Consider the following 12,341-nt stretch of genomic DNA (forward strand, 5'->3'; position numbering starts at 1 on the left):
CTCTTGAAGAAATGCACCCGATTGCAGAAGATATTGAAAAAAAACTTCGAATAAGAAAAACATAGGGAGAATTTAACTTCCTATGTTTTCATTCATATTATTTATCTGTTTGTATTTGCTTCTTTTTCAAATACTCTGCACGTATTTTTTCAAGATGTTTCTTTTTATCAAATTTGGCAGGCGTCTGTTTTTCATGAAACTTTGTCACAGCTACCTGACCTTTGTAATCCAATTGATATTTCCCCACTTTTTTCACCTACTTTTCTTATCTTTAAAGAGAATCTATTCAACAAATATAATATACCTTATTTTACTGAAGTAAACCTTATTACTTTATTAGTGCACTGCTAACTTTGCATATATCAGTAAAACCATTAGAAACTTAGTAAAATTAATTAATCATTCTTTTTAGAGGAGAATATCTTTAGTTGTCCCATATTTGTTTGTATTACTATAAATATTATCTACTTCTAAAGCACTTAATCTTTGAAACAAAAAAAGCAATCCTTTCAAAATAATGTCTTTTCGTTTAAGTATATGGATTTCTCCTTGTTTATGTATAGGCAAACCCTTACGAAAACTAATGAACACAACTAATAATCATCATATTAATTATTATTTTTAGGTTCTCGTCCATGCTTATGGTTGGGATGAACATATATATATACGGAAGAAAAATTATAAAAAGGATGGATCTTTTTGTTTCAAGGTAAAAGAGCGTATTTAGTACCAGGTGGAACGATTGAACAATTTATTGGTCAATATATTACGACTGCCATCACAGGGTACGGGCAGGTAGTGGCACAAGTCGTTAAATACGATAATGCCAGCAAGATGGCAACACTTAACGTATTCACACCTAGTGGAGTAAGAGCCTTACAAGTACATGAAACCGATATGTACGGAATTGCTCCATATCAAGGACCAATTCCTCCAGTCTTCGGATCTGGTATGGGTCAGATGGGTCAGATGGGTCAGATGGGTCAGATGGGTCAGATGGGTCAGATGGGTCAGATGGGTCAGATGGGCGGCCATATGGGACAGATGGGTCAAATGGGGCAGCCAGGGCAAATGGGGCAGATGGGCGGTCAGATGGGACAAATGGGTCAAGGTGGTCAACAAGGACAAGGCGTACCATGGTGGCTTCAACAATATTTTGGTGGTTGGGGCGGCTGGGGTCCTCGTAACTAATTCCGCCTCCCTGACAAAAGAAAATCGTGAGAATAACTCCTCACGATTTTTTTATTCGCTTTGCTTTGGTTTTGCCTTTGATTTACTTCCCTTTTTAGAACGATATTCGTTTCCTTTGTTATTGTTACCGCTTATTAGTTCACTTGCAAATTCTTGATCGTGCTGTGCTTTTGGTGAACCTTGATTTTGGCTTCCTTCACTTCCATTACGACTTGTCATCTCATTTCCTCCTTTAATTCTGAACTTCCTTTTTAGTATTGCTTTTCCGTTGCGGATTACTCATTTTTTCAGCTACATAAGAAAAGCTAACACAAAAGGATTATCGGTCCCTTTGTATCAGCTTCATATTTTTATTAATTTGTTACAGGTTTTGCAAGTGGTTGGCCTTGATTTTCGATTTTGTTAACAGCTTCTGCACTTGTATCTACCCGTTTCACGAATAGCGCTAGTAAGAGTGCTACTATATTCATCCCTAATGCTACATAGAACGAATATTGGATTCCGGATAATAAAGCTTGCTGTGATAATGCAGCGGTTGATGCTTCGGTTATCGTTGCAGGATCCACTCCGCTCATTAAGCTTTCCGCCTCTGTTTTCGTTACAGAGTTCATGAGTGTAACGAGAATTGCCGTTCCGATCGAACCTGACACTTGCTGAGCTGTATTATTTACCGCTGTACCGTGCGGATTAAGTTTCGTCGGCAGCTGGTTTAACCCGTTTGTCATGATCGGCATCATCACCATCGAAAGTCCGAACATGCGCAGCGAGTACACAAAGATGATATATGAATACGCCGATTGAGCATCTAAGTTTGCAAGCATATATGTGGAGACAGCTGTAATCGATAGTCCTACTACTGCCAAAGCACGCGGGCCAAATTTATCGAACAGCTTTCCAGTAATCGGTGACATGATCGCCATTACGACCGCTCCCGGCAGCATCATCAGCCCAGAGTCTAACGGTGAAATGCCGCGAACACTTTGTACGTATGCCGGAGTTAAGATCATCCCTGAGAACATAGCTACTGCGTTTACAATCGCGATCACGGAAGCAAGTGCAAACATCGGATATTTATAAACACGAATATCCAATAATGGCTCTTCGAGTTTGAGTTGACGCAGCAAGAACAGAATTAGTGCGATGCCACCCGTAATTAGTGTGCTGAGTACGATCGTATCTGTCCATCCATCTGAACTCGCGGTACTGCATCCGTATAAGATTCCCCCGAACCCGATACTTGATAATACAATGGATCCATAATCAAGTGTCGCCTTTTTGTTCTGAGGCATGACATTATCCAGTTTCCAGACCGCGAACAGCAAACTAATGATCGCCAAAGGCAAGATCATCTCAAAAAGCAAACGCCAGTCATAGTATTCTACGATATATCCAGATAATGTAGGTCCTATTGCTGGTGCTGTAATCATAACGAGACCAAAGATCCCCATAGCCATTCCCCGCTTCTCACGCGGAAAGCTGACGAGCATGATGTTCATTAATAGCGGTCCCATAACGGAAGATCCTGCAGCTTGAATCATACGTCCTGTCAGTAACAGACCAAAGTTCGGTGCGAATGCAGAAATAGCTGTACCTACAGTAAAAATGACCATTGAAGCGATAAACAGCGCTCTATTTGAAAACCGTGTGATCAAAAAGGCTGATGCCGGAATCAATACTCCGCTGACAAGCATAAACCCCGTTACCAGCCATTGTACCGTTGAGTAATCTTTTATCTCTAAATCCACCATAATGGTCGGAAGTGCGACGTTCAGCAGTGAATTGTTTAAAAATGAAACAAATGCTCCGACGAACAAGATAGCGAGCATTAAATAAGGAGGCTTTTTATGTTCTAAAGCTGTATCCATATTTTTCATGTATTTTCCCCTCTGTTTATTAAATTAATACTTAACTTTATTAAGTTTATACTCGAGGTTCAAAAAAGGCAATAATTTTGTACCGTTAGTATAAAAAAGATTTGTTTTTCCAATAGAAGAAATTTATACTACTAGTAGAAGAAAACCAAGAGGATGGCATGAATACATGAATAATAAGAAAAGAAAAGTAGCTGACATTGCACTAAAGCTGTTTATAAAAAAAGGTATTCAGCAGACTTCTATACAGGAAATCATTGAAAAAGCAGACATCTCAAAAGGGACGTTTTATAATTATTTCTCCTCAAAGAGTGATTGTATTGCAGATATCTTGGAATTCCTTCGCTATGATGCAAGCCAGCAGCGGATCGCGCTGCAGATCGGTAAAGATCCCAGTGACCGCCAAGTTTTTATCGAGCAAATTAAAACCATCATGCGTTTGAATCAAGAGCGAAATTTAACGCCGCTATTTGAAGCTATTCTGTCATCCAATGAAGCTGATCTCAAAAAACTAGTCATGCAGCACCGTGTTTATGAGATGGAATGGCTTTCGAATCGTTTTATAGATATTATGGGGGAAGACATCCGCGATCATGCCTTTGAAGCGACTGTATTGTTTTTTGGCATGGTGCACCACATGTTATTTACTCTGCGGGTTACGAACAGTACGTATTCATTAGATGAAGTGGTGGACACCCTGTTGTCGTATATCGAACTAATCGCTCCGAAAATGATTATGAATGAGAATATCATGCTGAATCATTCAGCCATTGATCTGCTGCGTACGAATATGAGTAAAAATGTCGTAACCAAGGACGAGATCATGAAGCTGGCTGACCAGCTGCGGAATCATCACGCCTTTAACGAAGAGCAGCAAGATTTATATGATGTCATCGTTAGTGAATTACAGCGTGAACGAATGCGTAAAGTCGTACTTCAGCCTTTGTTAAAACCTTTTCTGAAGCTTTTCGAAGAGACTCCGATTCAATCACAAGTGCACAAGTTTACGAATATGCTTTGGTATTTGTTGAAGACCTAATAATAAAAAGTTAAAGAGGCTACCGGATTGTTTTGCCGGCAGCCTCTTTTTTGAGTGGATAAAAGATATTTGAAAACAAATACTAAATTCATTAATCACTTGGAGGTTTAATAATGCGTAATGAAACTGGTTTTGCAGCTATAATTTTCTTTACTATCCTGAGTCTTGTTACTTCTTTTGTCTTTGGTATGGTTCTTAATTCGAAAATAAGTAAATTAAGTGAATCTGTAAAAAATGCAGATAGCAAAGGGTAACCTATAAATTTTTCCCCGCTAGGAATTAAGGTCCATATTTTAAAATGAAAAAAGTGACTTCATCTTAAGTAAACCGCTCAAATTTCCATTGTAAAAATGTGTGATTCATTATATATTTAAATGAGAATGATAATCACTATTATTGCTTCCTGAGGAGGAACGCATATGGAAAACAGAGAGATTTTTGATGTAACCATTATTGGCGGAGGGCCAGCAGGTCTTTATTCTGCCTTTTATAGCGGATTAAGAGAAATGAAGACAAAGATTATTGAGTTTCAGCCCCATTTAGGTGGAAAGATTCATGTGTATCCTGAAAAAATGATCTGGGATGTTGGCGGCCATACCCCTCTACCTGGTGCGAAGCTTATTGAAAAGCTGGTTGAACAAGGATTAACGTTTAATCCTGAAATTGTTCTAAATGAAAAAGTGGAATCGATGACGAAGGATGAAGACGGTATCTTCATTTTAAAAGGTGCCAGTGGAGAACTGCATTTTTCAAAAACGGTGATCGTTGCAGTGGGAAGCGGTATCTTAAATCCGCAGAGACTTGATATTGAGGGCGCGGAAAGATTTGAAGTGTCTAATTTGAACTACACCGTAAAATCCCTTCAGCAATTTAAGGATAAGACGGTTGTTATTTCAGGCGGCGGTAATACTGCCATTGATTGGGCAAACGAATTAGTGCCGATCGCAAAAAAAGTTTACCTTACATATAGAAAAGGTACGTTAGCCGGACACGAGGCTCAAGTTACACAGCTGATGAACAGCTGCGCAGACTGTATTTTCAACACCTCAATCTCGAAGCTGTTTGCATGTCCAAACCATGAAGTGATCGAGCAGATTGAGCTGACCAACCATGTGACCGGTGAGGTTTCCTATCTGCCTATCGACGAAGTTATTATCAATCATGGGTATGAGCAGGATACCTCCCTGCTCGGAAATAGCGATTTGAACATCGAACTCGCTGATAACTTTTATATTGCAGGAAACGCGAACAGTGAATCTTCTGTCCCCGGACTGTATGCAGCAGGGGACATCCTGAAGCATGAAGGCAAGTTGAATTTGATCGCTGGAACATTCCAGGACGCAGCAAATGCTGTAAACAAAGCAAAGCAGTTTATTCAGCCAGACGCTCAAACCGTAGCGATGGTTTCATCTCATAACGAGGTATTCAAAGAGCGCAACCGTGAACTGGTGAAACAGATGATTCATTCATAATATGAAGTGACCAAAAGTTAAAACGACCAGAAAAACTCATCTGGTCGTTTTTTTAATCAGTCAGCAGTCTCAGAGATATGTGTTGTTTTTATCGTTTCTTTAAAGTTAGGACTTCCAGCATTCTCGGCAAACCCAAATATGCTATATATTACAATCGTTATACCAATAAAAAGCTTTTTGTTCATCTTCATAACTCTATTGCATCCAATTCTATCGTGACTTTGAATAAATCTCCATCTACATCAATGTCCATGTTTCCTTCGTGAAGATCTACGATGGATTTAGCAATTGCAAGACCTAAACCCGACCCATCTGTATGACGGGAAGTATCTCCTCGCTTGAAACGTTCAAACAATTCTTCAATGTTTCCGCCTAACTCATATTTAGAAACGTTTTTAAAAGAAATCAGTACCTTCTGTTTTTCATGCACAACTGAAACGTAGACTCTTGTATTTTCCATCGAATACTTTAGAACGTTACCAATTAAATTATCAAAGACGCGCCACATTTTCTGACCATCCACATGCGTGAAAATTGAACTTTTAGGTATTGACGTCCTAAAAATTAAAGAGGATTCTTTAATCGTTTCATTGTATTCAGCCATCGCCTGCTGAAGTAACTGGACAATATCTACTCTTTGTTTTGTCAGCACAAGATTGCCGCTTGCCATTTTCGATACTTCAAACAAATCATCAATCAAGACCTTCAGACGTTTTGATTTACGGTCGATAATTTCTAAATAAGAATCATGATCCTCTTTTGTTAACCCTTCTGCCTTTAGCAGTTCTGTATAAGTAATAATTGAAGTTAAAGGCGTTCGGAGATCATGACTTACATTTGTTATCAGCTCGGTTTTTAATCGCTCACTTTTGGCTTCTGCTTTTTTTGAGGTTTTTACACCGTGTTTCAAAAGATTAAGATTTCCAGCAAGCATTGCTAATGCCGACTTCCCCTTATAAGGAAGATCTTGTTCAAATTTTCCTGCCGCAAGTTCATTGGAATGTTGAATAATCCGATTGAAATTTCCGATGTGTTTAAACATGTATAACAGAACAGGAATGGTGACTACAAGAAACAGAACTGCATAAATACCAAATAAATCAGGTTCAGGTTCAATGAAAACGACTCCTGCACCAAACCCTGACAAGAAGATAACAGTGAGAAGCAGCAGAATCTGAATTCCCACACTTTTGTTGTAAAACGCATCTGCCCCTAATCGGTAGAACCAGCGTGACATTTTTATGATAAAAGCGTCTTTATACAATTGTACTTTGCCGAGTTCCCGGTATATCCATACCATTTGTATGAGGGTAATCCCTACCATTAGGACCGCGAACAGAAATTCAAAGAGTCCGCTGCTATACAGGAAAGAAAAATAAAGATTATCGTAATTCTGAGCATTGGCAACGAGTGCCACGATCATAAAGAAAATTGAAAGCAATAGACTTACAAGTTTAATATCAATTGGCACTCTCTTGTAATAGATCCTTTTATCCGAAGCGGCAATTACCTGGAATGGGTGCATTTTTCTTGCCAAAATCACCACAGAGCAGATGACTAGGAGACTGCTGATGGATGTAACATAAAAGAACATTTGCCTGCTCTCATATTCTTCCTTTTGTTCTTTTATCCAGTTCCCTGTTGAACCGGAATTCGGCAAGGTAATAATCCCTTGAATCAATCTTGGTTTTTGAGCAAAATATTCGTCCTGTATGAAATCTAAAAATGAATAATGACCATTTAACTGCAAAGAATCATTTTCTGATGAGGAATATTGTCTCGTAAACAAATTAGGTTGATCCTTCAGATCTTCTGGGTTATTGGCATCTTTAACATTTGTAAAAACTTCTCCCGTTTTCACATCTTCCAGATAGTAGTGGAAGCCCAATAAGTTATCATCGTAATTGGCAATGAACTGTTCTCTTTGCTTGAGAAATGCATCAATTTGCTTTTCCTTCTCTTTTATTACTTTAGCTTTAACATGTTCATCGCTTTTAAAGTTTTCAATAATATCGCTTATCTTCTCATCTCTTTGCTGTTCATAGAGCTTCACAACATCTTCATTCTCTGCAGCTTTAGCATCTTCTATTTTCCCCTGGTATTGATCTTTAATATTTGTAACTTGATCAGATAACGTGCCATAGCGAGTACGATGCTCCTCAATTTCTTCTTTGGTTACCTTTATATCGTTCTTTAATTCTTTTTCAGAAGTATAATTAATATCAGCGATGGTGATGTATTCTATAAATTCATCTACATGCATGTTGAAATCTTCCGTATGAAAATAATCTTTATTTAAGTACCAATGACCATTGTCTAAGATTGATAGAATTCCGCTTAGCCCAAAGGTTACCAACAAGATCCATACAGAGATTTTTATTCTACTTTTCCATTTTGTATCCAATTCCCCATACCACCTTTAAATACCTTGGATTTTTTGGATCAATCTCTATCTTTTCTCTAATCTTCCGAATATGAACGGCGACTGTATTTTCCGCATTATAACTAGGTTCTTTCCATACCCGCTCATAAATGTCATTGATGGAAAATACCCTTCCCGGATAAGACATTAGTAAATCCACTATCTTATATTCGATAGGTGTTAACTTTACAGGTTCGCCGTTTACGGCTACTTCTTTCGCTTCCTTATCAAGGGTCAGACCGTTCAGATTGATCAGTTCTGTTCTTCCCTCATATGTACCAAGCGTGACATAACGCCTGAGTTGAGATTTAACGCGGGCGATCAGCTCCAAAGGATTAAAAGGTTTTGTCACATAATCATCTGCACCAATCTGAAGTCCCAGTACTTTGTCGGTATCTTCACTCTTCGCACTTAATATTATGATCGGGATGTTTTTTTGTTCTCGTATTTTAAAGGTAGTTGAGATGCCATCTAATTTCGGCATCATAATATCCATTATAATGAGATGAATTTGATGCTCATCCAATTTTTCAATCGCTTCGATTCCATCACTTGCCTGCACAACGATGATTCCTTCATTTTTCAAATATATTTCAATAGCATCGCGAATTTCCTTTTCATCATCCACAACTAGCACAGTAAATCCATTCATGTTCTCACTCTCCCTTCTGCATTATAGCATGGTATATATTTGAAATATCTTCATTCTACATGGCATTCCTTTATAATTTCCTAGCATAAATCTTAAGACTTTCTTAATTATGCAAAGCTGAGATTGACATAGATCTATCCAAAACATAATAAAAAAATTGCCCAGGTAAATGTAATGTTAATTGGTTCACTTCGAATATAATTGTAAATATATCTGCAACATTATTAAAGTTGAAAAATATTTTGAAAACGAGGTGTTAGAAAATGTTGATAAAAAATGAAAAAGTTAAAAGCTACATGATAACAGCAGCTATTTTGTTAATTATTAGTGTGGTGTTTGGGTTATGGTTAAAAGAAAAGGTCAAAGATGAACAATTAGCAAGTCAAGAATCATTTAAATCGTTTGTGAAAAGTATTGCTTCGCTTGAGAAAGAGGTAACGAACGAAGTAAAAGAATTTGAACGTCAAGTTCAGTTAGTTAAAAATGGGACTGGGAACAGTAAAGATCTATATGATCAAGAGAGTTATGCTAGAGCTGCTGCAAGTGAAGCAAATTCATTGATATGGGAACTACAAATACCTTCCAATTTACCAAAAGATGTTAAAAAGGATTTAGAAAGTGCGTTAGCTAGTGCTAGAGATGTTTATCTTGTGAGAGGATTAGCAGTGGAATCAACGATAAAAAGCATAGAAAACCCAAAGGATATGTCTTTACAATCTGAATTTCAACGTTATAACAAAACAGTCGATAACGATGTTTCAAAAATAACATCTTCTATTATTGCAGCAGGACAAAAGTTAAGACTCACTCCTGATGAAATCAATGCATTATTGCATTAAAAAGTGAGATATTCTTGTTTTTAGAAATCTGAATCATTTTCTTATTGTCTCACTCAAATATCAGCTGATTTAATATAAATTAAAGTAAAAAAACCTAGAAAGGCATTTAGCCAATCAAGGTAATTGAATTCATTTAAACTATTTATATATTTCAACTGTGCTCTTTATAAAGACCTCTATACTAAAAAATTCAATTAGCTGTTACTATCTCTTTCTTCTATGAATTCTAAAAATGAATCTTGCAGTTCTCCTTCTGTATCAATAGAATCAAGCAGTAAGTTAGGTTCTAAGGAACAATCTTTTAAAGTCGAACTTCCATCAATTACTCCTAGCATGTTTGAAATAGTATCAATCATAGTTTGTTCAATTATCATCATTAATGTATCTTTATTTTCGTCAGTTAAACTACGGTTAAAAACCAATAGCTTTTTTCCAATTAATCATCTGTTTTAGGAGTAACATTCGTTGTTTCATACAGGTCTTTGTATAGTTGAAGGTTCTCTTTTACTAGAGACTCATAAAGTGATTTAACAAAAATATCATTCATTTTATTTCCTCATTTCTGGATACATTTTTTTGTTTAATTCAATAAGTTCTTTTAAAGAAGAATTTGGTATGTCATCATAATCTTTTTTACTATTTAACCATTCAATTTTTAATATTAATCAATACTTATTAAACAATCCTGCACGATTGTTTAATAAGTTCCATTAGAAAAGGCGTTAATCCTTATTAGATCAACGCACCCGTTAGGTGAAACCCTTTACAATATATTAATAAGAAACCATACTATTCTCTCTAAATTGCAACACAATGAATATTTTTAGCAGAGGGGTAATATCAAGGCGAAAAAAGTTTCCAATGCCCTTTGGAGATAACTTCGACCTCTCCATCGATCACTTTAATGGCGGTTTCATCGTCAATCGCATACGCTGGTCCCTGCATCTCGGCAGCCCATCGCTCTGCGGTAGCCATGGTGTTATCCGGCAGCATCTCGTGATCAAGGTGTGGAAACATTGCAAAATCAACAAGACCAAGTGTTTTATCCTCACCGTTGGGTGGAGTCCAGCCAACGAAGATCTCTCCAATTTTAGGTGCCATCACCATGCTCCCGGCGCTCATTCCCACATAAACTGCCTGAAGCGACGGTAAGAGATCTGCCAGCCCGGACTGCTGCATCCAATGATACAGGTAGAGAGCGTCGCCGCCGGACACCAACAGGACGTCCGTCTCCCGGACCAAAGGTACCCAGCGATCTTTGTCAATGCTTGGCAACGCAGTAAGCTCCAGCACGCCAACTGACTTCCAGCCTAGATTAACCATGGGATTCTCTTCTTTCCCGCAGATGAATTCCCAGGTTTTCACCCCTGGTCCGACCCAAGGATGTCCGTACATCGCAGTGGGGATGCACAAGGCGTTGGAATCGGCGATTGGTTTACCTAGCATGTCAACCAGGGCGTCGTGAATGCTTTTATTATTGATGCCTCCAGATGTGAGGAGAAACTTCATAAATTCAGCTCCCTTGTCTTTGTGAAGTGCTGTCAAAGTTTTCTATACTTCTAAGACTGCTACCCTTTGATTTTTCTAACTATCGGTTAGACCTGGTCATAATGCTCGTCATTAATTTTTCTAAACTGTTGACTCTATCTGTAGATAATCGCCAAGTTTGTCCATCATGACCTTCGTGCCGTGTTCACGCTGAGCTACCGTATCATGGCCGTCGAGAAAGACTCCTTGCTCGGTATATATGAGATGAGTACCAGCTTCTGCATGCTTGAACTCCACCGTGGTCATGGATACCGATATACGTGTTTCTTCAAGATCCATCGTATAGGAATAGACGATACGCTGATTCGAAACAATCTCCTGATAGCAAGCATCAAAGGTATAGACTGGTCCTCCTTTGGGACCACCTTGACTATACTCACGCCCGCCAACTCGAAAGTCGAATTCGTCAGCCTTCTGAAACCACTTTGCCTTGGTTGCGGAATCTGACCAGGCGGTGAACACTTGTTCAGGTGCAGCATTATAAGTCTTTTCAATGATAAAGGTGTCGTGTGTTGCAAAGCGTTTGTTCATCATTTTTCCTCCCTTTAGTTTGGTTCATTTGAATGCTTGTCGAGAAAGTCGTCTAGCCTGTCGAAGTGGTGCACCATACTTGATCGTCGTTCAGTAAAAAAATTTTCATGGTTCTTTTTCATCAAGCTTAATAATTTTGTGAAATCCTCAACCGTCAACGGCTCTTCCATTTCCACCAGACTCGATACATTTTGTAATTCCTTTAAAAGCTTTTGTTGAATTCTGATATTTTCTCTAAGTCGATCAATTTGGAGCGATACAATTTCGAATGCACTGTAATTGTGATCAGATAGAATGGATTTAACTTCATCGAGTGATAAACCTAGTTCCTTTAATGCTAGAATTTGTTGTAGACGTGATAGGTCGGATTCGTTATACAACCTGTATCCTGAGTTAGAATATCCAGATGGAGAATACAAGCCAATTTGATCATAATACCGTAATGTTCGAACGGTTAACCCTGTTAATGTGGCAAGTTCCCCAACTTTCCAATATTTTTTACCTGCAATAATCATCCCCTCATTTCGCGCGACTATTAATTACCGGTGGCTTAAATATAAACCATTACGTGACGTAAGGGTCAAGTTAAAATTTTTCAAAAGAGAGAAAAGTATGGAAAAATCCTATCGAAGTCCCTTTCCCCATAGAACACCATTTTTTATATAACCTAAATACATAAATTCATTTTATGGTTACAATCTGTACCTAAAAAAGGTACATTTCTTATTACAGAAATGCACCCGATCGGAAGATCAAGATGATGATTATGATTGCTG

General features: G+C 38.0%; 15 protein-coding genes. 5 read left to right on the forward strand and 10 right to left on the reverse strand.

What is annotated here, in order from left to right:
* Positions 1–97: 97 nt before the first annotated feature.
* Positions 98–247: a hypothetical protein gene (locus tag ACFW35_RS13625; RefSeq protein ID WP_379846455.1), complete on the reverse strand. Its 150-nt coding sequence runs from the start codon at positions 245–247 to the stop codon at positions 98–100.
* A gap of 452 nt (positions 248–699) precedes the next feature.
* Between ACFW35_RS13625 and ACFW35_RS13630 the strand changes: the two genes are divergently transcribed.
* Positions 700–1,191, forward strand: coding sequence for a hypothetical protein (locus ACFW35_RS13630; RefSeq protein WP_379846456.1), 492 nt, complete (start codon positions 700–702; stop codon positions 1,189–1,191).
* Between the two features lie 51 nt (positions 1,192–1,242).
* Here the strand turns inward: ACFW35_RS13630 and ACFW35_RS13635 are convergent, their stop codons facing one another.
* Together ACFW35_RS13635 and ACFW35_RS13640 are read right to left on the reverse strand one after the other, a co-directional pair.
* Complete coding sequence (locus ACFW35_RS13635; RefSeq protein ID WP_379846458.1) at positions 1,243–1,410, reverse strand: imidazoleglycerol-phosphate dehydratase; 168 nt, start codon at positions 1,408–1,410, stop codon at positions 1,243–1,245.
* Positions 1,411–1,544: 134 nt separating this feature from the next.
* Positions 1,545–3,056, reverse strand: coding sequence for a DHA2 family efflux MFS transporter permease subunit (locus ACFW35_RS13640; protein WP_379847503.1), 1,512 nt, complete (start codon positions 3,054–3,056; stop codon positions 1,545–1,547).
* A 175-nt stretch (positions 3,057–3,231) separates the two neighbouring features.
* On the opposite strand from ACFW35_RS13640, the gene ACFW35_RS13645 reads away from it, so the two are divergent.
* The 3 genes from ACFW35_RS13645 to ACFW35_RS13655 all read left to right on the forward strand — a co-directional run bounded on the left by ACFW35_RS13645 (position 3,232) and on the right by ACFW35_RS13655 (position 5,573).
* Positions 3,232–4,101 (forward strand): TetR/AcrR family transcriptional regulator, encoded by an 870-nt coding sequence (locus tag ACFW35_RS13645; protein WP_379846459.1) that lies wholly within the window; start codon positions 3,232–3,234, stop codon positions 4,099–4,101.
* A gap of 113 nt (positions 4,102–4,214) precedes the next feature.
* Complete coding sequence (locus tag ACFW35_RS13650; RefSeq protein ID WP_171978871.1) at positions 4,215–4,355, forward strand: hypothetical protein; 141 nt, start codon at positions 4,215–4,217, stop codon at positions 4,353–4,355.
* A gap of 165 nt (positions 4,356–4,520) precedes the next feature.
* Complete coding sequence (locus tag ACFW35_RS13655; RefSeq protein WP_379846460.1) at positions 4,521–5,573, forward strand: NAD(P)/FAD-dependent oxidoreductase; 1,053 nt, start codon at positions 4,521–4,523, stop codon at positions 5,571–5,573.
* A 56-nt stretch (positions 5,574–5,629) separates the two neighbouring features.
* On the opposite strand, the gene ACFW35_RS13660 is transcribed toward ACFW35_RS13655, so the two are convergent.
* Genes ACFW35_RS13660 through ACFW35_RS13670 form a run of 3 tightly spaced genes read right to left on the reverse strand, consistent with a single transcriptional unit; the run spans position 5,630 to position 8,647 of the window.
* Positions 5,630–5,764: a hypothetical protein gene (locus tag ACFW35_RS13660; protein ID WP_379846461.1), complete on the reverse strand. Its 135-nt coding sequence runs from the start codon at positions 5,762–5,764 to the stop codon at positions 5,630–5,632.
* Entirely contained in the window at positions 5,761–7,977 is a 2,217-nt protein-coding gene (locus ACFW35_RS13665; protein ID WP_379846463.1) for a histidine kinase dimerization/phospho-acceptor domain-containing protein, read from the reverse strand. The genes ACFW35_RS13660 and ACFW35_RS13665 overlap by 4 nt, the downstream gene beginning before the upstream one ends.
* Positions 7,955–8,647: a response regulator transcription factor gene (locus tag ACFW35_RS13670; RefSeq protein WP_379846464.1), complete on the reverse strand. Its 693-nt coding sequence runs from the start codon at positions 8,645–8,647 to the stop codon at positions 7,955–7,957. Before ACFW35_RS13670 ends, ACFW35_RS13665 begins: the two co-directional genes overlap by 23 nt.
* A 263-nt stretch (positions 8,648–8,910) precedes the next feature.
* Between ACFW35_RS13670 and ACFW35_RS13675 the strand changes: the two genes are divergently transcribed.
* Complete coding sequence (locus tag ACFW35_RS13675; protein WP_379846466.1) at positions 8,911–9,486, forward strand: hypothetical protein; 576 nt, start codon at positions 8,911–8,913, stop codon at positions 9,484–9,486.
* Positions 9,487–9,680: 194 nt separating this feature from the next.
* Here ACFW35_RS13675 and ACFW35_RS13680 read toward each other — a convergent pair whose 3' ends face one another.
* The 4 genes from ACFW35_RS13680 to ACFW35_RS13695 form a co-directional block, all read right to left on the reverse strand.
* Positions 9,681–9,908 (reverse strand): hypothetical protein, encoded by a 228-nt coding sequence (locus ACFW35_RS13680; RefSeq protein ID WP_379846467.1) that lies wholly within the window; start codon positions 9,906–9,908, stop codon positions 9,681–9,683.
* A 418-nt stretch (positions 9,909–10,326) separates the two neighbouring features.
* A complete protein-coding gene (locus ACFW35_RS13685) occupies positions 10,327–10,995 on the reverse strand; it encodes a Type 1 glutamine amidotransferase-like domain-containing protein (protein ID WP_379847505.1) in 669 nt (222 codons plus the stop codon).
* Positions 10,996–11,115: 120 nt separating this feature from the next.
* A complete protein-coding gene (locus ACFW35_RS13690) occupies positions 11,116–11,565 on the reverse strand; it encodes an SRPBCC family protein (protein WP_379846468.1) in 450 nt (149 codons plus the stop codon).
* A gap of 14 nt (positions 11,566–11,579) precedes the next feature.
* A complete protein-coding gene (locus ACFW35_RS13695; protein ID WP_379846470.1) occupies positions 11,580–12,080 on the reverse strand; it encodes a MerR family transcriptional regulator in 501 nt (166 codons plus the stop codon).
* Positions 12,081–12,341: the final 261 nt, after the last annotated feature.

It is taken from the genome of Fictibacillus sp. NPDC058756 (assembly GCF_042746035.1).
In the GTDB taxonomy this organism is placed as follows: domain Bacteria; phylum Bacillota; class Bacilli; order Bacillales; family Fictibacillaceae; genus Fictibacillus.